The following is a 26,601-nucleotide window of genomic DNA, read 5'->3' as shown; positions in this document are numbered from 1 at the left end:
TGAACGCCGCTCCGACCGGCGCCGAACAGTGAGAGGGAGACCCCCGTGAAGGTCGGCTGCATCGGGCTCGGCGACATCGCGCAGAAGGCGTATCTGCCGGTCCTGACCACACTGCCCGGGGTCGAACTGCACCTGCAGACCCGCACGCCGGCCACCCTGACGGCGGTCGCCGAGGCCCACCGCATCCCGTCCGGGCAGCGCCACACCGACCTCGGATCGCTGCTCGCCGAGGGCCTGGACGCCGCGTTCGTCCACGCGCCCACCGCCGTACATCCGGAGATCGTGGGACGGCTGCTGGACGCGGGCGTCGCCACCTACGTCGACAAGCCGCTGGCCTATGAACTGGCCGATTCCGCGCGGCTGGTGAGCCTGGCCGAGGAGCGCGGGGCGAGCCTCGTCGTCGGATTCAACCGCAGGCTCGCGCCCGGATACGCGCAGTGCGCCGAGCTCCCGCGCGAGCTGATCCTCATGCAGAAGAACCGGGTCGGCCTGCCCGAGGAACCACGCACCCTGGTGCTCGACGATTTCATCCATGTCGTCGACACCCTGCGCTTCCTCGCCCCGGGGCCGATTGAGCACACCGTCGTTCAGGCAAGGATCCGTGACGGTCTGATGCACCACGTGGTGCTGCAGCTGTCCGGCGACGGATTCACCGCGATCGGCCTGATGAACCGGCTCAGCGGCTCGACCGAGGAACGGCTGGAGGTCTCCGGCCAGGACTCCAAGCGCGAGATCGTGAACCTCGCCGAGGTGATCGATCACAAGGGCCAGCCGAGCGTACGCCGACGCGGCGACTGGGTCCCGGTGGCCCGTCAGCGCGGCATCGAGCAGAGCGTGCTGTCGTTCCTGGACGCCGTACGGGCCGGAAAGGTGCTGCACGCCAGGGATGCCCTGCAGACGCACGAGTTGTGCGAGCGCGTCCTGCGCGACCTGGACTGCGCCTAGAAGGGTCGGGAAGGCGCTGAAGTCCGGGCCCGGCCAGGACTTACCGCGCCCTCGGGCGCGGTGTGGCTGGTGCCGGCCGTGATCAACAAGGCCGAGCGGGTCTCGCTCACCGTCGACGCCCAGGGGCACATCGTCTCCGTGAACGGCCCGGGACAGTCCGGCGGCCGGCCCCTCCCCACCCGGGCTCACACCGCGGGCCCGCCGCGTGAGCCGACCACGGGAGCCTCCGCATCCCGCGCACCGCCCGGCCCGCTCCCGTCGCGCCTCCTGAGCATCCGCACCCCCTCGTACGCGAAGAACACGGCCAGCACCGCCCACGCCCCGTGCACCGGCCAGTCACCCAGCCGCACATAGAGGGTGGTACCGGACGCCAGCGGTACGTCGAACACCGCGGCCCCACTCGTATCCGTACCGAGCGGGGCACCGATCCGCGCGCCCTGCGGGCCGTACACCGCGCTGACGCCGGTGAGCGTGGCATGCACCATCGGGCGGCCGTTCTCGGCGGCCCGCAGTGCCCCGAGCGAGGCGTGCTGTTCGGGAGCCCAACTGTGCTGGAACGTCGCGGTCGAGGACTGGTCGACCAGGATGTGCGCGCCGTCCCGGGTCAGCCGCCGGCTCATATCGGGGAACGCGGACTCGAAACAGATCAGCGGCCCGATGCGCAGCCCCTTCCCGCCCTCGGCTCCGGGGAGCCACATCGTGACCGGGTGGGTGCCGCGCAGCCGGTCCTGGCCCGCGGCCTTGCCCACGGACGTGGCCCACCCGAGCACCGAACGGGCCGGGACGTACTCCCCGAACGGCACCAGGCGCATCTTGTCGTACCGCTGTCCCGTCAGCCCGTGCGGACCCACCAGCACCGCGGACTTGAAGATCCCTGTCCGGCCCGACGCGTCGGTCTGCCGGGCGTCCATGTTGACCAGCACATCCGCGCCCACCCGACGCGACAGGGCCGCGATCCGGGCGGTGATGTCCGGGTGCTGGAAGAGATCCACCCCGACACTGCTCTCGCCCCACACCACCAGATCGAGACCGCGTCCCGCCAGCGATCCGGTCAGCCGTTCACTGACGGCGAGCCGCCGCTCGACGCTGTGGGGACCCGTGAGCACACCCGGCTGCACGACGGCGACCCTGGCCACGCCCGACGGCTCGGGCCGCGGTGCCCACCCGGCCATCGCCCCCACCGCCAGGGCACATGTCACGACGGAGACGACGGCGACCGTCCGGGCGGCCGCGCTCACGAACAGCAGCACGACGGCGGTGTTCACGGCGACCACCAGCAGACTCACCAGCCACACCCCGCCGACCGATGCCACGCGGAGCGCCGGAGCCACCTCCCACTGGCTGGCGCCGAGCAGCCCCCAGGGACCGCCGAGCCCCTCCCAGGAGCGGACCAGCTCGATCATCAGCCAGCCGCACGGCACCACCACGACCGCGGCCGCCGCGGATGCGACGCGCACCCGCCCGCGCATCGTCCGGAAGACCAGCAACCCCCACGGCGCCCACAGCAGACCGAGCAGCGCCGCCAGGATCACGATGAACACATGGAGACTCGGCATCAGCCAGTGATGCACGGCGAGCAGATAGCCCATCCCGCCGAGCCAGCCGTCGAGCGCCGCCCGGCGCCCCGTACCGGCGCACCGGATCAGCAGCAGCCACGGCACCAGAGCGACATAGGCCAGCCACCACAGGGAAGGGGCGGGGAACGCGAGCGCGGGCAACGCACCGGCGAGCAGTGCGATGCAGCCGCGCCACCGTCCGGACCGCAGAATCCGCTGCCACCGCTCGCGCCGACCCGCCGGAATCCGCATGCCGCGCCTCCTTGATCAGCAGTGTCGCCCCTGGGCCCCCGTTCCGCAGTTCTTCCCCGGCGCCGACAAACGGAAGCACCCGTGGGCGGGGTCAGCCCGCGACGTGTGAGCCCGCTGTGTCGCGCCACTTCTCGTCGACGGTCACGGAACGGATCCCCCAGCCGCTCCCCGTACGCGACAGGGTGAAGGCGTACCGCCCGCCGGAGACGAAGTTCGGAGCACCCGCCCCTGTCCCACAACCGCCCTCGGCGCCCGTCGTGACCTCCAGCCGCATCGGGTTCAGGTAGTCGGCCCGTACCTCGGCGCGGTCGCCCGGGTAGCCGCCCAGGTCCTGGATGTCGAGCCGGCGGTTGACGATCAGATGCTGGCGTACGGGGAAGAGCCGCATGGTCTCCGCAAGCCACTGGGCGACCTCGGTGGCGGGCCCTTCGATGCCGCCCGCGCTGCGGTAGTCGGCGCGGCCGTCCGGGGTGAACAGGGCCCGGTAGTCCGCCCACGCTCCGTCGTCCACCGCCCTCGCGTATCCGGTGATCACTGCATCGATGGACAACTGGTCCATCACGGTCGAGAGATCCACGCGCTGCGTCATCGGGTCAGTGTCTGCCCGCGGGAGTGCGACGCCAAGGGGGCGTGCACGCACGGGCGGGTCGGCGCCGCTGTCAGCAGGGCACCACGGCCACCGGGCCGAGCGCGTGCGTGAGCGTGGTCTGCGCGACGGGGGAGAGCCCGAGCCCGAGGGACTCACCGCCCCTGCGCCGCCCGATCACGGTCAGCGCGGCGGTCGCCGAGGCCGTGACCAGAGTGCGTGCGGCGGAGCCGCCGACCGGTTCCCTGACGACCTCGACCTGCGGGTACCTCTCCTGCCGGCCCGCGGTGAGTTCGGCGAGGTTGCGCGCGGCAGCTCCCGCCGCCGCGTCCCGGTCGAAGACGGGACCGCCGGACAGCATCGAGGAGAACATCGTCCAGCCGTGCACGATCCGCAGCCGCGCACCCGGCCGGGACGCGGCTGTCGCGAAGGCGAAGTCCAGCACCGCTTCACTGCTCTCGTCGGCGGCCACGCCGGCGACGATGTCCGGGTAGGCCTCCGTCGCCTTCCCCTCGTCCTCCGACGGTCCGCTGTGGATGACGACCACGGGGCACTTGGCCATCGACGCGGTCGCCAGGCTGTTGGAGCCGAGCATCAGGGACCGGAAACCACCCAGGCCGCGGGAGCCGACGACCACCAGCGACGCGTCGCGGCTGAGCGCGGTGAGCGCCGCCGCGGGGAAGTCCAGCGGTGCGAGCGTCGTCGGGTGCAGATCCGGAGCGATCTCGTCCACCCTCCGTACGGACCGGGTGAGCAGCTCCTCCGCCTCGCGCAGCTGCGTCTCTTGGAGGGCGGGCCGGGTCGGCGTCCGGGCGTGCACGATCACCAGCGCGAGCCCCTGGCGGACGGCTTCGCGGGCGGCCCAGTCGAGTGCCTCGCGGCTGTGCGACGAGCCGTCGACGGCTGCGATCACGGGACAGTCGGCGGTGGTCATGAATTCCTCCAGATTCCGGCGGTACGAGTCCCAGGCTGGTGTGCGCACGACCTGTACGGCAGGGCCTTTCGGCCCCTTCTGCCCGAGGCCGGCTGGCCGGACCGGTCGGCTCGCGTCCGGCCGGGGCATGCCTCGTACGCTACGGCCGGTCGTGGTCCGCCGGACGGCACCGCCGGTACTCCGCGCGGCGTCGGACGACCGCCTCCGCCGTGACGACGCCCGCCGTGGCGGACCGGGGGAGGCTTCGGACCATGGGACCGGTCCGCAGCGGAGACGACCGTGCTCGGCCCGCGAGCGCCGGGCAACCGCTCCTCATCGCCGCGTGGCGTCGACCGCGCCCGGTCGAAGCACTCTGTTGTGTGACGGGTTGTGTGACGGGAGCGGTGCTCGTCTGTGGGACAGGAGCGGCGCTCGTCGGCTCCGCGCCGCACTGCTCGGGCTGTTCGCCGCCGACTGCGTGCGTGCGGCCGCCACCCGCTCCCGTCCCCCGTCGAATCCTTACCCCGCCGACTCGCCCGCGTGCGGGCTCAGCACACCGGCCGCCACCAGGGCGAACAGCAGTACGCCCAGCAGTACGCGGTAGATGACGAAGGGCATGAAGCTCTTGGTCGTGATGAACTTCATGAACCACGCGATGACGGCGTACCCGACGCCGAACGCGATGAACGTCGCGAAGATCGTCGGCCCCCACGACACATGCCCCTCACCCGCGTCCTTCAGCTCGAAGACACCCGAGGCCAGCACCGCCGGGATCGCGAGCAGGAAGGAGTAGCGGGCCGCCGCCTCGCGGGTGTACCCCATCAGCAGACCACCGCTGATGGTGGCGCCGGAACGGGAGACACCCGGGATCAGGGCCATGGCCTGGCAGAAACCGAAGATCAGGCCGTCCTTGATGCCGAGCTCCCTGAGCGTCTTGCGCTCCTTGCCGGCCCGGTGTCTGCCCCCCGAATCGTCGCGGGCGGCGAGGCGGTCGGCGATGCCGAGGACGATGCCCATGACGATCAGAGTGGTGGCGATCAGCCGCAGATCGCGGAAAGGGCCCTCGATCTGGTCCTTGAACGTCACACCGAGCACGCCGATGGGGATGGAGCCGACGATGACCAGCCAGCCCATCCGGGCGTCGTGGTCGCCGCGCATCGACCGGTCCACCAGCGAGCGGAACCAGGCCGAGACGATCCGGACGATGTCCTTGCGGAAGTAGATGAGGACGGCAGCCTCCGTGCCGATCTGGGTGATGGCGGTGAACGCCGCACCCGGGTCGTGCCAGCCGGCGAACGCGGCGGTCAGCCGCAGATGCGCGCTGGAGGAGATCGGCAGGAACTCGGTCAGTCCCTGAACGAGGCCCAGGACGAACGATTCGAACCAGCTCATGGGGCTTTGGCCATCCCGGAGGTGATCGTGCATCGGCCGACGGCCATGGGTGCCGTCGGCCATGTACGGATGTGCGGTCGAATGAGGGCAGGGCACCGCGCCGCGCCCGGAGATCTTCGGTCGGTCGCGGGCAGGGTATCGCCCTCAGATGAACAGTTTTACGCATACCCTGCGTCGCCCCTGCCGCCCCTGCCGCCCGTTCCGGCGCGTACCGGACCACACGGCTCACTCGGCGGAGAATCGGTGGCGCTTGCGCCAGGCGACGACGGCCGCGCCGAGCCCCGTCAGCACGATGAAGCCCATTGCCGCCAGGAACGCGGGCGACGTCGGTGACGAGGCCTCGCTGCCCGCGACGACATAGGCGGCGGTGTTCGGGATCGAGCCGAGCCCGGTGGCGGCCAGGAACGGCGGATACCCCATGCGCGAGACCGCCGCGCAGTAGTTGGCCGCCGCGAACGGGACACCGGGGAACAGCCGCAGCGCCAGCATCGAGCGGAAACCGTGCCGGCTCAGCTGACCGTCCGCCGCCCTGAGCCAGCGCCCGCGCAGCAGCGTACGGAGTGCGTCCTGCCCGAGCACCCTGCCCAGCCCGAACGAGATGCCCGCGCCGAGGACCGTGCCCGCCAGCGCCGCCGCCAGACCCGCCTGCGAACCGAAGAGCGCGCCCGCGGCGACATTGAGCAGGGGCCTCGGTACGAAGGCCACGGTGCACGCGCCGTACGCGACAGCGAACAGCACGAGCGCGGCCGCGCCCCCGCTCAGCCTGCCGGGCCAGTCGGCGGCGAGCAGTCGCTGGGGCTGGAGGAGCAGCATCGCCGCCGCGGCGGCCAGCAGCACCACCACGAGCAGTGAGAACCGGGACCAGGGCGACAGCAGCGCCCTCGTGCAGCGCGCGGCGAGACCGGTGGCGGGCCGGGCGGCGGGGACGGGGTCGAGCATGCGGGGAGACTAACCGACGCCCGTGGGTGATCGCCGCAAGGCGAACGGTACGGGACGGGTGGCCCGTACACTCCCGGCGCCCTGCCGGACGCCAGGCCTCCGACGGAGGCCAGCCTCCGACGGACGCCGAACTCCCTCATCCCGCCCGCGATGTCCGCCGGAAAACCATTCGACGCCGCCGCGTCGCTCGGCCATGATCGGACCCATGTTCCGGTACGCCTTTCTCGCAGCGCGGTCCGCAGTCGCGGACGCGCCGAAGGCTGCCGTGAGCCCCGTCATCGCAGCGGCACTTGTCGCCGCGGCAGCGTTCACCGCTGCCGAGGCACCCATCGGCGGCGCCCGAAGCTGACCCTCCCCCGACAGTCCGGCGGACCCCGTAAGGGGAGGGTCGGCGGGGCCCTGGGGTCTTCTCTCTCAGCTTCGAATCCAAGGAATGAGCCATGCCCAAGACGGCATACGTGCGCACCAAGCCGCACCTCAACATCGGCACCATGGGCCACGTCGACCACGGCAAGACCACCCTGACCGCCGCCATCACCAAGGTCCTCAGCGACCGCGGAACCGGCACGTTCGTCCCGTTCGACCGGATCGACCGGGCACCGGAGGAGACGCAGCGCGGCATCACCATCAACATCGCGCACGTCGAGTACGAGACCGACACCCGCCACTACGCCCATGTCGACATGCCGGGCCACGCCGACTACATCAAGAACATGGTCACCGGCGCCGCCCAGCTCGACGGGGCGATCCTCGTCGTCTCCGCGCTCGACGGGATCATGCCGCAGACCGCCGAGCACGTCCTGCTCGCCCGGCAGGTGGGCGTCGACCACATCGTCGTGGCCCTCAACAAGGCGGACGCGGGGGACCCCGAGCTGACCGACCTGGTCGAGCTGGAGGTCCGTGAGCTGCTCTCCGCGCACGGCTACGGCGGTGACTCCGTCCCCGTCGTACGTGTGTCGGGCCTCAAGGCCCTGGAGGGCGACCCGCGTTGGACCGCGGCCGTCGAGGCGTTGCTGGACGCCGTCGACACGTACGTGCCGATGCCGGTCCGCTACACCGACGCGCCGTTCCTGCTGTCGGTGGAGAACGTCCTGACCATCACCGGCCGGGGCACCGTCGTCACCGGGGCCGTCGAGCGCGGCACCGTACGGGTCGGGGACCGGGTGTCGGTGCTGGGCCCGGACATCGAGACGGTCGTCACCGGTCTGGAGACCTTCGGGAAGCCCATGGAGTCCGCGGAGGCCGGCGACAACGTGGCGCTGCTGCTGCGCGGTGTGGAGCGCGACCGGGTCCGCCGCGGCCATGTGGTCGCGGCGCCCGGCAGCGTGACGCCGAGCCGTCGCTTTACCGCACAGGTGTACGTCCTGTCGGCGCGGGAGGGCGGCCGGACCACGCCGGTCACCACCGGCTACCGGCCGCAGTTCTACATCCGCACCGCGGACGTCGTCGGCGATGTCGACCTCGGCGCGGTGGCGGTGGCGCGCCCCGGCGACACGGTCGACCTGACCGTCGAACTGGGCCGTGACGTCCCGCTGGAGACCGGACTCGGCTTCGCGATCCGCGAGGGCGGCCGCACCGTCGGTGCGGGCACCGTCACCGCACTGCTCTGACGCGTGCCGCCAAGGGCCCGCCTCCCGTACCCCGCGGGAGGCGGGCCCGGCGCCCCGCGCAAGACTGACGGCATGACAGAAACAGCACTGGTGCTCGGCGCCGGCGGTGTCACCGGCAGCGCCTGGGAAACGGGAATTCTGTACGGGCTCGCGAAGGCGGGCGTGGACCTCACCGGCGCCGACCTGATCATCGGCAGCTCGGCGGGCGCGGCGGTCGGCGGGGTGCACTCCCCGGCCAACGCCCATCTCGCCGCGGGCCACGGACGCGTCATCGTCGTCGCACCGACGGCCAGTGGCAACAAAGCCATCGCCTCGCCGCGCTCACAGGCGGCCGAACTCGCCGCGAAGGGCGCCCGCGTCGAGGTCATCACCCCGGATGCGGCGGCGAAGAAGGCATTCGGCCACAACCCCCTCGACCCGGGCCGCCGGGCCGCCGGGCCGCGGCGGCCCGCGCCGGGCTCACCCAGGCGGCGGCGCACACCGAAGCCGTCGCCGCGGTCATGAACAGCTGATCCGGCCCGCACAATGGGGGAGTGAACGAGTCGATACCTGTCATCCGGGACGTGGACCACGGCACCGCCAGACTCCTGCCCGACGTGGACCGGGACCGGGCCTGGCTGCTCACCGTCGACGGCGCGCCCCAGTCGTACGTCGACCTCGACGCGCCGGACCACCTCGAATTCGAGTACGCGCGACGGCTCGCCCACGTCGTGGACTGCGCGGCGGCACCGGGCGCACCACTGGACGTACTCCACCTCGGCGGCGGTGCGCTCACCCTGCCCCGCTACGTCGCCGCGGCCAGGCCCGGCTCCCGTCAGGACGTCGCCGAGGCCGACCTCGGGCTCCTCGCCCTGGTCGCCGAGCACCTGCCGGTTCCCGAAAGCAGCGGGATCACCGTGCACGGCACGGACGCCCGCAGCCGGCTGGAACAGACCCCGCCCGGCTCCGTCGACCTCCTGATCGCGGACGTCTTCGGCGGCTCGCGGGTGCCCGCCCACCTCACCACCGTCGAGTACGCGCGGGCCGCCCGCCGGGCGCTGCGCGACGGCGGAATCTACGCCGCCAACCTCGCCGACGGCGCGCCCTTCGGGTTCCTCCGCTCCCAACTGGCCACCTTCGCGGCCGTCTTCGAGGAACTCGCGCTGATCGCCGAACCCGCGGTGCTGCGCGGCCGGCGCTTCGGCAACGTCATCCTCGTCGCGTCCCCGCTCCCCGTCGACACCGCGACGCTGACCCGTCGCTGCGCCGCGGACGCCTTCCCCGCCAGGGTCGAGTACGGCCGCGCGCTGGACCGGTTCGCCGGAGCCGCCCGGCCGGTCGAGGACAGCGGGGCGGTCGCCTCACCCGAGCCGCCCGACGGAGCCTTCGGCATCGGCTGAGTCCGATGCCCGCGCCTTGGCCGTCACCACCTCGGTGGTGACGGCGGCCCGGGTCAGATTGCGTACCTCGGGCACGAACAGCACGGCACCGGTGACCAGCACGATCAGCGCCGCGCAGCCCCACAGGGCAGGACCGCGCCCGACCAGGGACTCCACCGGCCCGGCGAGCGCGGTGGCGACCGGCATCATCGCCACCGAGCCGAACCAGTCGTACGCCGAGACCCGCGACAGCTTCTCCTCCGGGATCTCCTGATGCATGGCCGTCATCCACGAGACCCCGAACACCTCGATGGCGACCCCGCTGACGAACATCACCCCGCAGAGCCCCGCCACCGGCAACGGCACCGCCAGCCCCGCCGACGGCAGCGCCAGCGGGAAGACACAGAGGGTTCCGGCCAGCAGCATCCGCCGCGGCCTCCAGCGCGTCATCAGGAACGCCCCGCCGAACGTGCCGGCCCCGAACGCGGCGAGCGCGAAGCCCCAGGGGCGGGCGCCACCGAGCTCGTCCCGGGCGACCAGCGGCCCGTACACCGACTCGGCGGCCCCCACCGCGGCGACCACCACCGAGAACTGCGCCACGATGCTCCACAGCCAGGGGCGGCCGACGAACTCCTGCCAGCCGTCCCGCAGATCGGCGAGCAGACCGCCGCCCGGCGCGCGCGACGGAATGTGGCTGACGTCGAGGAAGGCGCGCAGCGCACCTGCCACCGCGAAGGACGCGGCATCGATGGCCAGCACCCAGCCCGGGTCCATCGCGGCGATCATGGCGCCGCCGAGCGCCGCGCCGCCGATCGTCGCGCCCTGCATGGCCATCCGGAAGAGGGCGAAGGCGCGGCTCGCCTGCTCAGGGCTGACGCTCGACATCAGCATGCCCTCGGCCGCCGGGTTGAAGAACGCCTGCCCGGTGCCGCACAACGCGGTGAGCAGCATCATCTGCCACAGCTTCGGATCACCGGCCAGGACCAGCCAGGCGAAGGCGGCCTGCGAGACGCAGTTGAGGGTGTTCGCCGCGACCATCACACGGTGGCGCGGCAGTCGGTCGGCGACCGCCCCGCCGATCAGCAGGAAGAGCACCAGCGGTGCGGCCCTGGCGGCGGCCACCAGCCCGACGTCGCCGCCGTCACCGCCCGCCTCCAGAACCGCGAACGCCGCCGCGATCAGCGCGCCATGGGTACCCAGGCCGGTGATGATCGCGGCGGCGGTCAGCAGACGATAGTTGCGGCCGGGGCGGCGGACGGGGGAGGCGGGAGCGGCAGTCACCAAGGGACTATCGCTGCCGCGGCCCCGCCCTGCCAACTGCTTTCCGGGACACGGGGGAGTGGGTCAGGGGGACGGGGTGACGTCCACCAGCCGCACGGTGCTCAGAATCTTCTGGATCGTCGTGTCAGGGAGTTCGTCCTTGACGTTGTGCGCTGCGTACAGGATCCAGGACGCGAAATCGCCCTTCTTGTTCTTGAAGGTGAAGGCGATCGTCTTGCCGTCGCTGTCGCACTTCTTCCGCTTCGTGACATTCGGGGCGGTGGCTGTGACGACCTGGCCGGTGAGACCCGACTTGGTGGTGTACTGCTTGGCCTCGGTGAACTTGATGGTGCTCTTCGGCATGTGCTGCGCGTAGGCGGCCCACGCCCAGTCGCCGGCCTCGTTGCGGGCGTTCTTGGCCGCGTCGGTGGCGCCCTGGGCGCCCCTGGAGCCGGCGCTGGCCAGGCTCATGTCCTCCTTGGTGCCGTCCTTGTCGGAATCGTCCACGCACCACTTGCTCTGGTAGTAGGACGGTGCGGAGAATCCGATGTAGGGCGAACCGTCACCCTTCTTGTCGTCCTCGAAGTACGACAACGTGCCGGGAGCGCCGACCTCCCAGTCGCCGGGCACGTCGAACTGCGTGCCCCACCTGGGGTTGGTGACGACCTTCCAGCCTGCGATCAGGGGCTTGGCGTCCCCGTCGGCGCCGCGCGGGTTCGCCTCGGGCGAGGAAGCGGATCCGGACGGCTCGGCGGGCGCCGAGGAGTTCTTGTCGTCGGCGACGTCCTTGCCCTTGTTGTCGTCCTTGTTCATCACGACGACACCGGTGACCGCGGCAGCCACGACGACGGCGGTGGCCGCGACGATCGCGACGGCGGTGGTCTTCTTCTTGCCGCCGTCGGGCCGCGGACCACCGGGCGGGCCGGGCACCGCGTACTGCGGCACGGTCGGCTGCTGGTACGGGTTCGGCTGCGGGTAGCCGGGCTGCTGACCCTGCTGCTGGTACCCCGGCTGCTGCCCGGGCTGTCCTTGCTGCTGATATCCCGGCTGCTGATAGGGATTCGGCTGCTGGTACCCCGGCTGCTGATACGGGTTCTGACTCTGGTCCTGCGGGTTCTGCTCGCCCCCGGGCGGCTGCTGTCCTGGCCACATGGCGAGTAACGATAGAGGTGCGGTGTCCGGTCGGCTACGCCCGCCCCCGCGAGCGGACCGTGAAGGAAGCGCCAGCGTTACGGGACGGAGCGGATCCCGGGATGGCCAAACAGTTCTACTCGCAAGTAACATCTGGTCATGAGTGCTGAACAGACGACCGTGGGCGAGATGCTCGCCGCGACGGTCCCGATGGCCCGGACCCTCAACCTCGAGTTCCTGGAGACGACCGCCGAGCGTGCGGTGGTCCGTCTGCCGGACCAGGCCGACTACCACAACCATGTCGGCGGACCCCATGCCGGTGCGATGTTCACGCTCGCGGAGTCCGCGAGCGGTGCGATCGTCCTCGCCGCCTTCGGCGACCAGCTGTCCCGCGCTGTTCCGCTGGCGGTGAAGGCGGAGATCGGTTACAAGAAGCTGGCCAAGGGCGTCGTCACGGCCACGGCGACCCTCGGCCGCCCGGTGGCCGAGGTCGTCGCCGAACTGGACGCGGGCAAGCGCCCCGAATTCCCCGTGGCCATCGAGATCCGGCGCGCGGACGGCGCGGTGACCGGTGAGATGACGGTCCTCTGGACGCTGCGTCCGAACGCCTGACCAGGAACGGCTCCGTGAAGGGCCGCCACACACCCTTGGACTCCAGGGGCCGTGGCGGTCCTTCGTGCTGTTCGGGCGGATGGTCGGACAGGTAGCATTCCCGCGGTGCGCCGAGGAGTTGGCCGGCGGGCAACCGGACATCAGTTACGAGAGGAATCGGCGTTGCACATCCAGGAGTGGCTGGAGACCGTCCCGGCGGTCAGCGTGTACGTCCTGGTGGGCGTCGTCATCGGGCTGGAGAGCCTCGGCATTCCGCTGCCGGGCGAGATCGTCCTGGTCAGCGCGGCGCTTCTGGCCGCCGGACACGACGGAATCAACCCCTGGATCCTCGGCGCCTGCGCATCGGCGGGCGCGGTCATCGGTGACTCGGTCGGCTACGCCATCGGCCGCAAGGGCGGCCGGCCACTGCTCGCCCGGCTCGGCGGGAAGTTCCCCAAGCACTTCGGGGAAAGCCAGATCGGCATGGCGGAACGGTCGTTCCAGAAGTGGGGCATGTGGGCGGTGTTCTTCGGCCGCTTCGTCGCACTGCTGCGGATCTTCGCGGGTCCGCTGGCCGGCGTGCTGCACATGCCGTACTGGAAGTTCCTGATCGCGAACGTGCTGGGCGGCATCGTCTGGGCCGGTGGCACCACGGCCGTCGTCTACTCGGTGGGTGTCGTCGCCGAGGCCTGGCTCAAGCGGTTCTCCTACCTCGGCCTGGCCGCCGCGGTGCTGATCGGTGTGACGTCGATGCTGGTGCTGAAGAACCGGGCCAAGAAGGCGGCGGCACAGGCGTCGGCCGCATCGGCGCCCGAGGCGGAGACCGTGCCGGCAGTGGACTGACCGGGCCGGAGGCGGAACGGACCCGGGGGAATCGCCGTCCGAGGCTTCCTTCGCTGCCCTCCGTCGGCCCGCCCGTGGCCCTCGGTTGCGCTCCGTGCCGCCGCGTTCCGCTCAGCTCGCGTGTGCCTGGTGGTGTGCCTTGGCCAGTTCCGTGTAGCCCACCGCGTTGAACCTGATGCTTTCGAGCTCCTCCTCGGTCAGCTGCCGCTTGACCTTGGCGGGGACGCCGGCGACGAGCGACCCCGGTGGTACCTGCATCCCCTGGGGAACCAGCGCCTGTGCCGCGACCAGTGAACCGGCGCCGATGCGAGCGCCGTTGAGGACCGCGGCCCCCATGCCGACCAGGACGTCGTCCTCGATGGTGCAGCCGTGGAGTACGGCGTTGTGTCCGACCGAGACACGCTCGCCGACCGTCACCGGGAACCCGGGATCGACATGCACGCTGCAGTTGTCCTGGATGTTGCTGTCGGCGCCGATGACGATGGGACCGCAATCGGCGCGCAGCACGGCCTGGTACCAGAGGCTGGAGCCCGCCGCCATCGTGACCTCGCCGATCACGACCGACGTCGGTGCGGTGAAGGCCTCCGCATCGATGTCCGGCTCCTTGCCGCCGATTCCGGTGATCAACGCCTGCTCTGCCATCGCCCGTTCCTCCGTGCTCAGGTGTGGTGCGGTCGTGGTCGTCCGACCGCCACGGCTCGGCCGCCGCTGTCCGATCGCGTCGGGGAAACGGTAGGCGACGGGCGAAGAGCTGACGTCGAGTGGGGTGAACATCACAGGGTGCCGCGGTGATCACGCCGGGCGCCGCCGACTACCGTGTGCGAGTGCCCAAGAACTGGAACGCGTTCTCTTCCCTCGCCGCCTGGCGGCGGCGCGCCCTGTCCCGGGCCGTCCATCGCGGCTGGCGCTGGGTGCAGGAGTCGGGCGCGGTCACCGCGGAACACCCCGGTGGGCTGCGGTTCGGCCGGATCGGCGAAGGCACCCGGCTGGCCTTCCCGCAGGGCACGGTCTTCGGGGAGCCGTGGATCGAGCTCGGCGCCCACTGTGTGATCGGTGAGCAGGTCACGCTGACGGCCGGACTCATGCCCGACCTGGACCTCGGCGCCGAGCCGATCCTGACTCTGGGGGACGGAGTGGTGCTCGGCCGCGGCAGTCATGTCGTCGCCGACACCAGGGTGACCATCGGCTCGGACACGTACTGCGGACCGTATGTGTACATCACGTCCACGAACCACAGTTACGACGATCCGTACGAGCCGGTCGGCAAGCAGTGGCCCCGCATGGAGCCCGTCGCCATCGGGCCGGGCTGCTGGATCGGCACCGGAGCGGTGATTCTGCCGGGGGCCGTGCTGGGGCGCAACGTGGTGGTCGCGGCGGGCGCGGTCGTACGCGGAGAGGTACCCGATCATGCGGTGGTGGCCGGTGCTCCCGCCCGTGTCGTGCGCAGCTGGGACTCCGAGATGGGCTGGCAGCCTCCGCTGCGCACCCCTGCCCCGGTGCCGATTCCGTCGGGCGTCACGCCCGAGCAGCTGCTGTCCCTGGCGGAACCGGGTGAGGCTTCGGGCCCGTCCGGCGACTGAGGGGGCGGCCGGAGCCCTCAGCCGGTCGCCAGCAGCACCGTGCCCACCAGTGCGAGACCGGCCCCGGCCGCCTGTACCCCGCGCAGCCGTTCCTTGAGCACGCCGCGCGCGGCCACGGCCGTGACCACCGGATAGAGCGAGGCGAGCACGGCGGCCACGGTGACCGGGCCGTGCTGTGCGGCGATCGAGTACGTGCCGTTGGCCGCCACATCCGCGAGTCCGACGAACGCCAGGGCGGGCAGCGCCGCGAGCACCACGGCGACACCGCCGTCCTCCGGCAGTGCGCGTGCCCCGCGCCGCACCGATACATACAGGGCCGTACCGCCCACCGCGATGTTGGTCAGGCGCTGGACGAACAGCGCCAGGAACAGCCCGGTGACCGTGGTGGACGCCTCCGCGATCAGGGACATCACCGAGCCGAAGCCGAAGGCGGCCACCAGGGTCAGCAGCACCGCCCGGCGCTGCACCGGCGCCCCGCGCAATTGCGGACCGCCGGCCAGCACGATGCCCACCACGGCCACGCCGACCCCCGCGAACTGCAGCAGCCCCGGCCGCTCCCCGACGATGATCCCGACGCTCACCGGAACGGCGACACCCAGTGATCCGAGCGGCGAGACCACGCCCATCGGGCCGAGTGCCAGGGCCTTGTAGAAGCTCAGCAGCGCGACCGGTCCGACGGCACCCGCCGCGACGGCGAACCAGAGGTGCGGACCCGCCTCGCTCCAGCCGCCGGTCGCGATCACGACGCCGCCCAGCACCACGGCCGCGGCGGCCTGCGAGACGACGACCACGGTGAGTGCGGGCGTACGCCGGGTGAGCAGCCCGCCGCCGAAGTCGGCCAACCCCCAGAGCAGGCTGGTGGCCAGGGCGAACAGTGCTGTCATGGCATGCCTCGCAGTACAGTGCGATGAACGGTGCGGTCCACCACACCGTAGTGCAATATATTCGACCCTGTCATTCAAAATATTGGACGGAATGTGTCTGACCTGGATCAGCTCACTCAGTCGCTGGCGCGCAATCTCAAACGCTGGCGGGGGGAACGCGGCTTCACTCTGGACGCACTCGCCGCGCGTGCCGGGGTCAGCCGCGGCATGATCATTCAGATCGAGCAGGCCCGCACCAATCCGAGCGTCGGCACCACGGTCAAGCTCGCCGACGCGCTGGGTGTCAGCATCACGACGCTGCTCGACTACGAACAGGACTCCCCCGTCCGGCTGGTGCCCGAGAGCCAGGCGGTGCGCATGTGGTCCACGGAGGCGGGCAGCGCCACCACCCTGCTCGTCGGCACGGAGGCCAGGGGCCCGCTCGAACTCTGGTCGTGGCGACTGATGCCCGGCGACAGCAGCACCTCCGATCCGCACCCCGAGGGCACCGTCGAACTGCTCCACGTCACGGCGGGCGAGCTCACCCTGATCGTCGACGGCTCCTCGTACCGCGTACCCGCCGGTGGATCCGCCTCCTTCGAGGCGCACCACCCGCATGCCTACCGCAACGACGGCTCCGAGCCCACCGAGGTGACCATGGCGGTCTCGATCCCGCCCGTACGATGAGACGGCCGTCTGACGCCTCCGGGACGCTGTTAGCGTGCTGCTTATGCGCGCACCCATCGGTTCCTTCGAGAACGCCTGTCCGGCGGCCGACCGTCTCGACCTGCTCACCGAGCCCGTCGCCGCAGCCGTGGCCGAGGGCTGGGGCGGCGTCCCCGCCGAGCATGTCATCCACGTCGACACCGATCCGGCCATCGCCGACACCGCGGTCTTCGTCGAGCACCACGGTGCGGAACTGCTCGACCGGTCGGCCAACTGCGTCGTGGTGGCGGGCAAGCGCGGCGGCGAAGTGTCGCTGGCGGCCTGCCTCGTCCTCTCCCACTCCCGCGTCGACGTGAACGGCGCGGTCCGCAAGCACCTCGGTGCCCGCAAGGCATCCTTCGCCCCGATGGACACGGCGGTCGGTGAGACCGGCATGGAGTACGGCGGCATCACACCGATCGGACTCCCGGCCGGCTGGTTGCTGTTGATCGATCCCGCCGTCGTCGACGAGGAGTGGGTGCTGATCGGCAGCGGCAGCCGCCGGGGCAAGCTGATCGTGCCGGGCAAGGCACTGGCCGCGCTGCCGGGCGCGGTGATCGTCGAGGGCCTGGGCGTCAGGCCGCCGCTCAGCCGTGCGTGCGGCGCAGGGCCCTCACCGGCACCCGCCCCGGTGTGACGACAGCCAGCGGGACGCGAAGTCGACTGCATCGGTGAGGCGGAAGAGCCGGCTCGTCGACGCGCCCACCGGACCGGTGCGGACGGCCGCACCGTTGTCCGAGCGGGCGAAGTCCGCTCCCAGGGCCGCGAAGTCGCCGTCGTCCAGCGCGACGTCCTCGTACTCCCACCAATGGCGCCGGCCTTCGGTCGTCACCACACAGCGGTAGCTGCGGCGGGGCGGGGCGGGCACCCGGTACTCACCGAGATGGAACGCGGTGCAGGTGTCGAACCCGGTGCCCAGCAGAAGCACGTGGGCACGCAGGTCGTAGAGGCGGGCCAACGGGGAGTCCTCGCCGAGATGGCAGTCGGACCGGTGGTCCGCCACCAGATTCCGGGCCAGCGGTCCGAGCGCGGCGAAGGACGTCTGGGGGTGTCCGCTGCGTACCGCCTCCTCGGTCAGCCGGACCGCCTCCGCCAGGCGGCCCATCGACGGCGCGGCCGAGGTCGCCGCGTCGAACGGCGGCATGCTCGCCCGTACCGCCTCCCGGGCCTGGTCGGTGAGACCGCGCACCCGGTCGAGATAGTGCGCAGAGGTGTCGGAATTCTCCGGGGTGAAGGCCGGGACGACGAGTGTGCCGTGTTCGCCGAGGGCGTCGCGCAACGCACCGACCACTGCCCCGACCCCGCAGCCGACCGCGCCCACCGCCCGCATCGACGCGTGTACCAGCAGGACGCCGTTCCGCTCCACTCCGAGCTCGGACAGCTGCCCGGCCAGCCCGGTTCGGCCGTGACGGACGATCGGCGCAGTCGTAGTACTCACAGCGGGTCATTCTCCCAGCCGGACCACGAGTGTGACACCACGCACATGCGGACGAGCGGCGGGAGTGCTGCGGCTACAGGCTCAGCGCCGGTATTTCGATGGCCGGGCAGCGGTCCATGACCATGTCGAGCCCCGCCGCGCGCGTACGGTCGTACGCCTCGGTGTCGACCACCCCGAGCTGGAACCAGACCGCCTTCGCACCCGTGGCCACTGCCTCGTCGGCCACGCCGCCCGCCAGTTCGCTGTTGACGAAGACGTCCACCACATCGACCGGGAACGGTATGTCGGCCAGCGAGGCGTAGCCGTCCTCGCCATGGACCCGCTCCGCCTTCGGATGCACCGGGACCACTCGCTTGCCGAGGCGCTGAAGCACCTCGGCGACGCCGTAGGCCGCGCGCGACCGGTTGTTGGACAGGCCCACCACGGCCCAGGTCTCGCCCGTGTCCCGGAGAATCCTGCGGATCGTCTCTGCGTCTGCGTACATGATCCGGACAACGGACGGCGGCCCCGGACTGTTCCCGGCCGGGGCATAGGCTGGCGGGATGCAGGAGCAGTACCGGACAGTCGCCCGAGCGGGCGTGCACGAGACCGAGATCAACCGGTCACGCTTCATCTGCGCGCTCGCCCCCGCCGCCACCGAGCAGGAGGCGCAGGACTTCGTCGCACGCATCCGCAAGGAACACCCGACCGCCACCCACAACTGTTTCGCCTACGTGATCGGCGCCGACGCCTCCGTACAGAAGGCCAGCGACGACGGAGAGCCCGGTGGCACCGCGGGTGTCCCCATGCTGCAGATGCTGACGCGCCGTGAGATGCGGTACGTCGTGGCCGTCGTCACCCGCTACTACGGCGGTGTGAAGCTCGGCGCGGGCGGCCTGATCCGGGCGTACGGGGGAGTGGTCGGTGAGGCCCTCGACGCGATCGGCACCCTTACCCGGCAGCGGTTCCGCCTCGCCACGATCACCGTCGGTCATCAGCGGGCGGGCAAGCTGGAGAACGACCTCCGGGCCACCGGACGGACGGTGCGCGAGGTCCGGTACGCGGAGGCCGTCGTCATCGAGATCGGGCTGCCGGACGCCGATGTCGAGGGGTTCCGCGGCTGGCTGGCCGACGCGACGGCGGGCGAGGCCCAAGTGGAGCTGGGCGGCGAGGCGTACGGGGACGCCTGACCAGGGGGCGGGGGCCGGAACCGCGGGTCGAGGTCGGGTTCGGGGTCGGGTCCACGCTGTGCGGGGCCCACGCCCGGCGCGACGAGCCCGGCTGAAGTGCCCGGGGCGGTCGGCGATGATGGGACACTGGGGCCGGTGAGGAATCAGGGGCCCACTGGTGCGGACGTGGCCGGTACGGAGGGACAGGACTCCGCGACGGCCCGTGTGATCACGGTGCGCGGCGGCCCCGGGCCCTGGGGGCGGAGGAAGAGAATGACGCAGGTCGGAGCCGGTTCTTGAGGATTCTGCACACATCGGACTGGCACCTGGGGCGGTCGTTCCACCGGGTTTCCCTGGTCGAAGCCCAGGCCGCCTACCTGGACCACCTGGTGGCCACGGTGCACGCACACGAGGTGGACGTGGTCCTCGTCGCGGGCGACGTGTACGACAGGGCCGTTCCGCCGCTCTCCGCCGTCGAGCTCTTCGACGACGCGCTGCACCGGCTCGCCGCCGCCGGTGTGCCCACCGTGATGATCTCCGGAAACCACGACTCGGCACGCAGACTGGGCGTCGGCGCGGGCCTGATCGAGCGGGCCGGAATCCATCTGCGTACCGACCCCGCCCACTGCGCCACCCCCGTCGTCCTGCGCGACGCACACGGCGACGTGGCGTTCTACGGACTGCCCTATCTGGAACCCGCCCTGGTGAAGGACGTCTTCAAGGCGGATCGTGCCGGGCACGAGGCGGTGCTGACCGCGGCCATGGACCGGGTGCGCGCGGACCTCGCGAGCCGCCCCGACACCACCCGGTCCGTGGTGCTCGCCCATGCCTTCGTCGCGGGCGGCGAGCCCAGCGACAGCGAACGCGACATCACCGTCGGCGGGGTGGCCGCCGTACCCGCCGGAGTCTTCGACGGCGTCGACTACGCGGCGCTCGGGCATCTGCACGGCTGCCAGACCGTCACCGAGCGGGTCCGCTACTCGGGCTCGCCGCTCGCGTACTCCTTCTCCGAGGCAGCCCACCGCAAGACGATGTGGCTGATCGACCTCGACGCCTCGGGCGCGATCACCGCCGAACGCATCGACTGCCCGGTGCCCCGTCCGCTCGCCAGACTCCGCGGCCGCCTCGACACCCTCGTCGACGACCCCGCGCTGGAGCGGCACCAGGACGCCTGGGTGGAGGCCACACTCACCGACCCGGTGCGTCCGGTCGAGCCGATGACCCGCCTCGTCGAGCGGTTCCCGCACACCCTCAGTCTCGTATTCGAACCCGAACGGGCCCCCGACGACCCGCTCGCCTCGTACGCGCAGCGCCTCCAGGGGCGCGACGACCAGCAGATCGCGGAGGACTTCGTGGCACACGTGCGGGCCGGGGCCGCGGCGGACGAGCAGGAGCGCACGGTGCTGCGCGGCGCCTTCGACCACGTACGGGTCGACGACGCTCTGCGCGAGGTGAACCGTTGAGACTCCACAGGCTCGCCATCACCGCCTTCGGGCCGTTCGGCGCCACCGAGGACATCGACTTCGACGCACTCTCCTCAGCCGGGCTCTTCCTGCTTCACGGGCCGACCGGTGCCGGGAAGACCTCGGTCCTCGACGCGGTCTGCTACAGCCTGTACGGCGCGGTGCCGGGCGCCCGCCAGAGCCCCGGCACGTCGCTGCGCAGCGACCACGCCCTGGCCGGCCTCCCCACCGAGGTCACGCTCGAACTGACCGTCGGCGGCCGGCGCCTCGAAGTAACCCGGCGCCCCGCACAACCCCGCCCCAAGAAGAAGGGCAACGGCTTCACCACGGAGAAGGCCCAGAGCCGGCTGCGGGAGTACGACCCCGACGACGGCTGGCGGCCGCTGAGCCGCTCGCACCAGGAGATCGGCGAGGAGATCACCCAGCTCATCGGAATGAGCCGGGACCAGTTCTGCCAGGTGGTCCTCCTGCCCCAGGGCGACTTCGCACGTTTCCTGCGCGCGGATGCCGAGGCGCGCGGCAAACTGCTCGGCAGGCTCTTCGACACCCGCCGTTTCGCCGCCGTCGAGGAGCGCCTCGCCGAACTGCGCCGTACCGCCGAAGCACAGGTCAGGGCCGGGGACGAACGGATCCTCGCGGTCGCCCAGCGGATTGCCCAGGCCGCCGGACCGGCCGCCCGCGAATCGCCGCTGCCCGACATCCAGCCCGGCGAACCCGGGCTCGCCGACGGCATGCTGGCCTGGGCCGCGACGGCCCGCAGCAGCGCCCGGGAACGGCTCGACATCGCCGCGTCCGTACTGGCCATGGCCGAAGGCCGGCAGTCGGCCGCCCGCCTGGCCCTCGACAACGAACGCGAACGTGCTGCGCTCCAGCAGCGGTACGAGGAGACCCGGCGCCGCGCCGACGCGCTCGAAGCCGGCCGTCCCGACCACGACCGGCACCGTGAACGGCTCGCACGGGCCCGCAAGGCCGACCTCGTCGCACCGGCACTGGAGCTGCGTGACGAGGCCGAGCGCGCGTACCGTACGGCCCGCGCGGCCCGCGACGGCGCCCGGGCACTGCTGCCCGACACCCTGGCCGACGCCGGCGCCGAACAACTGGCGGAACTGGAACGGAGACTCCGCCAGGAGCTCGGCGGGCTCGACGCCGCGCAGCGCGCCGAGCGGCGCAGTGCGCAGATCGACGCCGAGCGAGCCGGACTGGAGCGCCAGGCCCGGGCCGACGACGAGCTGATCCGTGAGGCGGAGGGCTGGCTGGCCGGCTGGGCTGCCACCCGTGACGAATTGCGGGCCCGCATCGAGGAGGCGCAGGAGGCCGCGACCCGCGCCGAACAGCTCGCCGGCCGACTGGAGCCGGCCCGCGCACGGCTGGAAGCGGCCCGCCGCCGTGACGCGCTCGCCATCCAGGCGTCGGCCGCCGCCGAGCGGCTGGCGGAGGCCCGTGAGCGGGCCTCGGGCGCCCATGAGACGTGGCTGGAGCTTCGCGAACGACGGCTTCGCGACATCGCCGCGGAACTGGCCGCCGAACTGGTGGACGGCGACGACTGCATGGTGTGCGGCTCCGCCGATCACCCCAGGCCCGCACGCGCCGGCGACGGCCATGTCGACCGGGCCACCGAGGAACGGGCTCTCGACGCGTACCGGCGTGCCGAGGAGGCGCGCACGGAGGCGGACCGGGAGCTCGGGGTCGTACGCGAGAAACACCTGGCCGCCCGCGCCGCCGCCGCACAGCCGACGGTGCCGCAGCCGAGGGACGGCGCCGCTGCCGCCGACCCGGGTGCGTGCGGGCGGGGGGCCGGGGGCGTCGCGGCCGAGTCGGCTGTGTCCGCGTCGGCGTCCGGAGGCGTTGCTGCCGGGTCGGCGCCGTGCGTGCCGGGCGCCGGGGCCGGGGTGGCTGCGACCGGTGCGGCCCGCGGCGAGCGGCCCCTTCCGGGTTCCGCGGACGAGCCCGTCGCCGATCCGGCCATCACCGAACTCGCCGCGCTCGTCGAGAGGCTGACGCGCGGACATGCCGAGGCGCACCGGACCGCCGCCGGCATGCACGCGGCGCGCGAGGCACTCGCCATGGCCGAGCGGGAACACGCCGAACGCCTTGAGAGCCGGCAACTGGCCGAGCGCCGGGCCGCGGCCCGTACCTCCCTACGGGAAGGCCTGGACCGTGAACAGGCCACGCTAAAAGCAGAGCTGGCGGTCATCCGAGGAGAGTCCGGCAGCGTCGCCGAGCACGCCGAGCTGCTGGAGCGCCGGGTCGGTCTGCTCGCCGCCGCCGCCGAGGCGGTGCGCGAGCAGGAGTCGGCCGCGCAGCGCCGCAAGGAGGCCGACGGCCGACTCGCGGACGCCGCGTTCCGTGCCGGGTTCGACACCCCGCAGGCCGCGTCCGCGGTCCTCCTCACCGACGCCGAACAGCACGGACTCCAGCGCCTGATCGAGGCATGGCAGTCCGAGGCGGCCGCCGTCGCCGACCGTCTCGCCGAGACCGCGACCCGAGCCGCCGCCGACGGCCCGCCCGCCGCGGTGGACGCCGCGCAGGCCGCGTACGGCACGGCCGAACGGTTGCTGCGGGACGCCTCCACGGCTTTGGCCGCCGCACGCGAGCGCTGCGCCGAGCTGGTCGGGCTGTCGCGCGGCGCCACGGACGAGGTACGCAGGCTCGGGCCGCTGCGCGAGGAGTACGACCGGGTGGCACGGCTGGCCGGGCTCACCGCGGGTACCTCCGCGGACAACGAACGCAAGATGCGGCTGGAGTCCTACGTGCTCGCCGCCCGGCTCGAACAGGTCGCGGCCGCTGCTACCGCACGGCTGCAGCGCATGTCGTCCGGCCGTTACACGCTGGTCCACTCCGATGCTCGCACCGGAGGCCGCCGATCGGGCCTCGGCCTGCACGTCGTCGACGCCTGGACCGGACGCGAACGCGACACGGCGACACTCTCGGGCGGCGAGACCTTCTTCGCCTCGCTCGCCCTCGCGCTCGGCCTCGCCGATGTCGTCACCGACGAGGCCGGCGGCGTACGGCTGGACACCCTCTTCATCGACGAGGGCTTCGGCAGCCTGGACGACCAGGCCCTCGACGAGGTGCTCGACGTGCTGGACTCGCTGCGCGAACGGGACCGCAGCGTCGGCATCGTCAGCCATGTCGGCGACCTGCGCCGCCGCATCCCCGCACAGCTCGAAGTGGTGAAGGAGCGCCACGGATCGGCGGTACGGCACCGCACCGCGGGCGAGGTCAACGGCTGACGGCGCGTACCCGCTGATCACCCCGGCCTCCTCCAGCCTGCGCACCTGCTCGGTCACGGCACTCGGGGACATCGCCACCGCCCGCGCCAGCTCGGCGAACGTTGCGCGGCCTTCGCGTTGCAGAACACAGGCCCGCAGCCTCCTCGACCCGGCCGTCCCCGTGGTCACGTACTGCTGGGGCCCCGGCTGCAACGGCGCAACACGCGCCGCGCTCGCCCTCGCGGAACTCGGCTACCAGGTCAAGGAGATGCTCGGCGGCTTCGAGTACTGGGTGTGTGAGGGCTTCTCGTTCGAGACCTGGCAGGGGCGCGAACGGCGCGACGCCGACCCGCTCACCACACCGGTCGACTCCGACGACTGCGGCTGCACCGCGCCGGACACGTACCCTTCCCGCTCGCCCCTCCCTGCCGCCCTTGCCGGGACGTCCCGCGAGTGGCGCGGAGGACCGGAGGCGACGGGAGGGGCGGGAGGGGGCGAGAGGCAGGTCAGAGCCTGGCCGGCTCGTCCACGGTCGGAGTCTTGGACAGTTCGTCCACGGTCAGAGCTTGGACAGTTCGTCCACGAGGTCATCGAGACCGAGCGGTCCCTGCGACAGCGCGGCCATGTGCCAGGCCTTGGCGTCGAACGCGTCGCCGTGCGCCTTGCGGGCGTTCTCCCGCCCGAGCAGCCAGGCGCGTTCGCCCAGCTTGTAGCCGATTGCCTGCCCCGGCATCGAGAGATAGCGAGTGAGTTCACTCTCCACGAAGTCGGCTGGACGGCCGCTGTGGTTGCCGAAGAACTCCTGGGCCAGGTCCGGGGTCCACCGCTCGCCGGGATGGAACGGGGAGTCCGCCGGAATCTCCATCTCCGCGTGCATGCCGATGTCCACGATCACCCGGCAGGCCCGCATCATCTGCGCGTCCAGATAGCCGAGGCGGCGCTCGGCGTCCGGCAGGAAGCCCAGCTCGTCCATGAGCCGCTCCGCGTACAGCGCCCAGCCCTCGGCATTGGCGCTGACCTCGCCGATCGACGCCTGGTAGCGGGAGAGGCTGTCGGCGACATGCGTCCACTGGGCGATCTGCAGATGGTGGCCCGGCACGCCCTCGTGGTACCAGGTGGAGACCAGGTCGTACACCGGGAAGCGGGTCTCGCCCATGGTGGGCAGCCAGGTGCGGCCGGGGCGCGAGAAGTCCTCGGACGGGCCCGTGTAGTACGGGGCAGCGGCGCCGCCGGGCGGGGCGATGCGGGACTCCACCTTCCGTACCCGCTCGGCGAGTTCGAAGTGCGTACCGTCGAGCGCCTCGATCGCCTCGTCCATCAGACTCTGCAGCCAGGCCTGGACCTCGTCGACCCCCTCGATGTGCTTGCCGTGTACATCGAGATGGGCCAGCGCTTCCCAGGGACCGGCGCCGGGCAGGATCTTCTCGGCCTCGGTCCTCATCTCGGCGAGCAGCCGGTGGTACTCGGACCAGCCGTACGCGTACGCCTCGTCGAGGTCGAGATCGGTGCCGTTGAAGTAGCGCGACCAGCGCGCGTACCGCTCACGGCCCACCGTGTCGGGCGCGCCCTCGACCGCGGGGGCGTACACATCGCGCATCCAGTCGCGCAGCACCACGACCGACTCCGTGGCCCGGCGGGCGCCGTCGTCCAGATCGGTACGCAGGGACGCCGGCCCGGCGGCCGCGAAGTCATGGAAGAAACCCGTCCCGCCGTCGCCGGCCCACTCGTCGAGCTGGCCGATGAAGGTGGCGGTGGCGCGCGGGCCGCCGTACAGCTTGCGCTCCAGGCCGAGCGCGAGCGACTCGCGGTAGCCCTCCAACGCGGCGGGAACCGCGCGCAGCCGGTCCACGACCGCCGCCCAGTCCTCGTCGGTCTCGGTCGGTGTCACCGTGAACACCTCACGGATGCTGTGCGGCGGCGAGGAGAGGTTGGAGACGGCGCGCAGTCCCTCGTCGGCCTCATGGACGGCGAGTTGCGCCGTGAGACGCTCGCGCAGAAGGCGGCCGCAACGGCGCTCGGCATCGCTGTCCGCGCCGGGCAGCTGCTCGGCGGCGTCGAGCTTCGCCAGGGTGGTACGGGCGAGTTCGGCGAGGGCTTCCTGCCCCGCGGGGGAGAAGTCGGGAAGGTGGCGCGAGCTCTCCGCGACACCCAGGTAGGTGCCCGCGATCGGGTCGAGTTCGATGAATGCGTCGACGTAGGCGTCGGCGACCTGGCGGGGCAGCGCGCTGCTGGGATTATCTGACATGCGTACATCCTCGTACGCCGGTGGCCTGCGCGTCACCATTATTCGGTCTCGGTGGCCCGCCGGGCGTGCGGTCTCAGGCGCCCGTCCCGGGCTGTCCGGCGGCGGGTGGCAGCAGAGGGCCGCACTCCCACTGCTGGAATATCAGCCGGGTCTCGACCCGGGCCACTTCACGCCGCGAGGTGAATTCGTCCAGCACCAGGCGTTGCAGATCCGCGGTGCCGGTGACCGCGACATGGACCAGATAGTCGTCGGGCCCGGTCAGATGGAAGAGCGCGCGGGACTCGGGCAGTGTCCTGATGCGTTCGACGAACGGGCCGATGAGCTCTCTGCGGTGCGGACGGACTTGTACGGAGAGCAACGCCTCCAGACCGCGGCCGAGCTTCGCCGGGTCCAGACGCAGTTGGTGGCCGAGTATGACGCCGGAGCGGCGCAGCCTGGCCACCCGGTCCAGACAGGTCGACGGCGCGACGCCGACCTCGGCGGCCAGTTCGCGGTAGGTGGTCCGGGCATCGTTCTGCAGCAGCCGCAGAATGTGCAGATCCACCGGGTCGAGAACGACTGAATCGGCCAT

25 protein-coding genes and 2 pseudogenes are annotated in these 26,601 nt (G+C 71.9%); 13 read left to right on the top strand and 14 right to left on the bottom strand.

Annotated features, from left to right (window positions below; translation table 11 throughout):
- The first annotated feature begins 45 nt into the window (after positions 1-45).
- Positions 46-945 (top strand): Gfo/Idh/MocA family protein, encoded by a 900-nt coding sequence (locus OG306_RS05445; protein ID WP_266744894.1) that lies wholly within the window; start codon positions 46-48, stop codon positions 943-945.
- 185 nt (positions 946-1,130) lie between these two features.
- Here OG306_RS05445 and lnt read toward each other — a convergent pair whose 3' ends face one another.
- The 5 genes from lnt to OG306_RS05420 all read right to left on the bottom strand — a co-directional run bounded on the left by lnt (position 1,131) and on the right by OG306_RS05420 (position 6,583).
- Entirely contained in the window at positions 1,131-2,753 is a 1,623-nt protein-coding gene (gene lnt, locus OG306_RS05440; RefSeq protein ID WP_266744893.1) for an apolipoprotein N-acyltransferase, read from the bottom strand.
- Between the two features lie 91 nt (positions 2,754-2,844).
- Positions 2,845-3,342 (bottom strand): nuclear transport factor 2 family protein, encoded by a 498-nt coding sequence (locus OG306_RS05435; protein WP_266744892.1) that lies wholly within the window; start codon positions 3,340-3,342, stop codon positions 2,845-2,847.
- A gap of 70 nt (positions 3,343-3,412) precedes the next feature.
- The gene (locus tag OG306_RS05430) at positions 3,413-4,273 is read right to left on the bottom strand and encodes a universal stress protein (protein ID WP_266752087.1); all 861 of its coding nucleotides are present in this window, start codon (positions 4,271-4,273) and stop codon (positions 3,413-3,415) included.
- A 498-nt stretch (positions 4,274-4,771) separates the two neighbouring features.
- The gene (locus OG306_RS05425; protein ID WP_266744891.1) at positions 4,772-5,644 is read right to left on the bottom strand and encodes an undecaprenyl-diphosphate phosphatase; all 873 of its coding nucleotides are present in this window, start codon (positions 5,642-5,644) and stop codon (positions 4,772-4,774) included.
- 225 nt (positions 5,645-5,869) lie between these two features.
- On the bottom strand, positions 5,870-6,583 hold the full coding sequence (locus tag OG306_RS05420; protein ID WP_371665171.1) for a TVP38/TMEM64 family protein: 714 nt from the start codon (positions 6,581-6,583) through the stop codon (positions 5,870-5,872).
- A 440-nt stretch (positions 6,584-7,023) separates the two neighbouring features.
- Between OG306_RS05420 and tuf the strand changes: the two genes are divergently transcribed.
- The 3 genes from tuf (at position 7,024) to OG306_RS05405 (ending at position 9,572) form a co-directional block, all read left to right on the top strand.
- On the top strand, positions 7,024-8,193 hold the full coding sequence (tuf, locus tag OG306_RS05415) for an elongation factor Tu (protein WP_266744888.1): 1,170 nt from the start codon (positions 7,024-7,026) through the stop codon (positions 8,191-8,193).
- A gap of 72 nt (positions 8,194-8,265) precedes the next feature.
- Entirely contained in the window at positions 8,266-8,697 is a 432-nt protein-coding gene (locus OG306_RS05410; RefSeq protein WP_432762230.1) for a hypothetical protein, read from the top strand.
- A gap of 29 nt (positions 8,698-8,726) precedes the next feature.
- Complete coding sequence (locus OG306_RS05405) at positions 8,727-9,572, top strand: spermidine synthase (RefSeq protein ID WP_266907236.1); 846 nt, start codon at positions 8,727-8,729, stop codon at positions 9,570-9,572.
- Here OG306_RS05405 and OG306_RS05400 read toward each other — a convergent pair.
- Together OG306_RS05400 and OG306_RS05395 are read right to left on the bottom strand one after the other, a co-directional pair.
- Positions 9,534-10,832 (bottom strand): MFS transporter, encoded by a 1,299-nt coding sequence (locus OG306_RS05400; RefSeq protein WP_371665170.1) that lies wholly within the window; start codon positions 10,830-10,832, stop codon positions 9,534-9,536. The two genes, OG306_RS05405 and OG306_RS05400, sit on opposite strands and share 39 nt — an antisense overlap.
- 63 nt (positions 10,833-10,895) lie before the next feature.
- A complete protein-coding gene (locus OG306_RS05395) occupies positions 10,896-11,963 on the bottom strand; it encodes a hypothetical protein (protein WP_266744885.1) in 1,068 nt (355 codons plus the stop codon).
- 138 nt (positions 11,964-12,101) lie between these two features.
- Here OG306_RS05395 and OG306_RS05390 point away from each other — a divergent pair, with 138 nt between their 5' ends.
- Together OG306_RS05390 and OG306_RS05385 are read left to right on the top strand one after the other, a co-directional pair.
- A complete protein-coding gene (locus tag OG306_RS05390; RefSeq protein ID WP_266744884.1) occupies positions 12,102-12,554 on the top strand; it encodes a DUF4442 domain-containing protein in 453 nt (150 codons plus the stop codon).
- 162 nt (positions 12,555-12,716) lie between these two features.
- Positions 12,717-13,376, top strand: a complete 660-nt coding sequence (locus tag OG306_RS05385; protein ID WP_266744883.1) for a DedA family protein — start codon at positions 12,717-12,719, stop codon at positions 13,374-13,376.
- A gap of 111 nt (positions 13,377-13,487) precedes the next feature.
- Here OG306_RS05385 and OG306_RS05380 read toward each other — a convergent pair whose 3' ends face one another.
- Entirely contained in the window at positions 13,488-14,018 is a 531-nt protein-coding gene (locus OG306_RS05380) for a gamma carbonic anhydrase family protein (protein WP_266744882.1), read from the bottom strand.
- Between the two features lie 182 nt (positions 14,019-14,200).
- Here OG306_RS05380 and OG306_RS05375 point away from each other — a divergent pair, with 182 nt between their 5' ends.
- A complete protein-coding gene (locus OG306_RS05375; RefSeq protein ID WP_266744881.1) occupies positions 14,201-14,956 on the top strand; it encodes an acyltransferase in 756 nt (251 codons plus the stop codon).
- Between the two features lie 17 nt (positions 14,957-14,973).
- Here OG306_RS05375 and OG306_RS05370 read toward each other — a convergent pair whose 3' ends face one another.
- The gene (locus OG306_RS05370; protein WP_266744880.1) at positions 14,974-15,840 is read right to left on the bottom strand and encodes a DMT family transporter; all 867 of its coding nucleotides are present in this window, start codon (positions 15,838-15,840) and stop codon (positions 14,974-14,976) included.
- Positions 15,841-15,933: 93 nt separating this feature from the next.
- Between OG306_RS05370 and OG306_RS05365 the strand changes: the two genes are divergently transcribed.
- Entirely contained in the window at positions 15,934-16,506 is a 573-nt protein-coding gene (locus OG306_RS05365; protein WP_266744879.1) for a helix-turn-helix domain-containing protein, read from the top strand.
- A gap of 43 nt (positions 16,507-16,549) precedes the next feature.
- Complete coding sequence (locus OG306_RS05360) at positions 16,550-17,161, top strand: YbaK/EbsC family protein (RefSeq protein ID WP_266744878.1); 612 nt, start codon at positions 16,550-16,552, stop codon at positions 17,159-17,161.
- Here OG306_RS05360 and OG306_RS05355 read toward each other — a convergent pair.
- Positions 17,138-17,962 carry an aminoglycoside N(3)-acetyltransferase gene (locus tag OG306_RS05355; protein WP_266744877.1) on the bottom strand — a complete coding sequence of 275 codons (825 nt, stop codon included), beginning with the start codon at positions 17,960-17,962 and terminating at the stop codon, positions 17,138-17,140. The two genes, OG306_RS05360 and OG306_RS05355, sit on opposite strands and share 24 nt — an antisense overlap.
- Before the next feature lie 73 nt (positions 17,963-18,035).
- Positions 18,036-18,446: a CoA-binding protein gene (locus OG306_RS05350; RefSeq protein ID WP_266744876.1), complete on the bottom strand. Its 411-nt coding sequence runs from the start codon at positions 18,444-18,446 to the stop codon at positions 18,036-18,038.
- A 58-nt stretch (positions 18,447-18,504) separates the two neighbouring features.
- Between OG306_RS05350 and OG306_RS05345 the strand changes: the two genes are divergently transcribed.
- The 3 genes from OG306_RS05345 (at position 18,505) to OG306_RS05335 (ending at position 23,806) form a co-directional block, all read left to right on the top strand.
- Positions 18,505-19,131: a YigZ family protein gene (locus OG306_RS05345; RefSeq protein WP_266907245.1), complete on the top strand. Its 627-nt coding sequence runs from the start codon at positions 18,505-18,507 to the stop codon at positions 19,129-19,131.
- A gap of 275 nt (positions 19,132-19,406) precedes the next feature.
- Positions 19,407-20,573: an exonuclease SbcCD subunit D gene (locus OG306_RS05340; protein ID WP_266744874.1), complete on the top strand. Its 1,167-nt coding sequence runs from the start codon at positions 19,407-19,409 to the stop codon at positions 20,571-20,573.
- Entirely contained in the window at positions 20,570-23,806 is a 3,237-nt protein-coding gene (locus tag OG306_RS05335) for an AAA family ATPase (RefSeq protein ID WP_371665169.1), read from the top strand. Before OG306_RS05340 ends, OG306_RS05335 begins: the two co-directional genes overlap by 4 nt.
- Here OG306_RS05335 and OG306_RS05330 read toward each other — a convergent pair.
- Positions 23,753-23,974, bottom strand: a pseudogene (locus OG306_RS05330) (winged helix-turn-helix transcriptional regulator); the annotation flags it as partial. The gene OG306_RS05335 and the pseudogene OG306_RS05330 overlap by 54 nt on opposite strands.
- Between OG306_RS05330 and OG306_RS05325 the strand changes: the two are divergent.
- A pseudogene (locus tag OG306_RS05325) lies at positions 23,934-24,173 on the top strand (rhodanese-like domain-containing protein); the annotation flags it as partial. The pseudogenes OG306_RS05330 and OG306_RS05325 overlap by 41 nt on opposite strands.
- A gap of 171 nt (positions 24,174-24,344) precedes the next feature.
- On the opposite strand, the gene OG306_RS05320 reads toward OG306_RS05325, so the two are convergent.
- Both OG306_RS05320 and OG306_RS05315 read right to left on the bottom strand, forming a co-directional pair.
- Positions 24,345-26,030: a DUF885 domain-containing protein gene (locus OG306_RS05320; RefSeq protein ID WP_266744872.1), complete on the bottom strand. Its 1,686-nt coding sequence runs from the start codon at positions 26,028-26,030 to the stop codon at positions 24,345-24,347.
- Positions 26,031-26,103: 73 nt separating this feature from the next.
- Positions 26,104-26,601, bottom strand: a complete 498-nt coding sequence (locus OG306_RS05315) for an Lrp/AsnC family transcriptional regulator (RefSeq protein ID WP_266744871.1) — start codon at positions 26,599-26,601, stop codon at positions 26,104-26,106.

The organism is Streptomyces sp. NBC_01241 (assembly GCF_041435435.1).
Taxonomy (GTDB): Bacteria; Actinomycetota; Actinomycetes; order Streptomycetales; family Streptomycetaceae; genus Streptomyces.
Note: the sequence above shows the minus strand (reverse complement) of the source record. Positions and strands in the feature narration are given on the sequence as shown.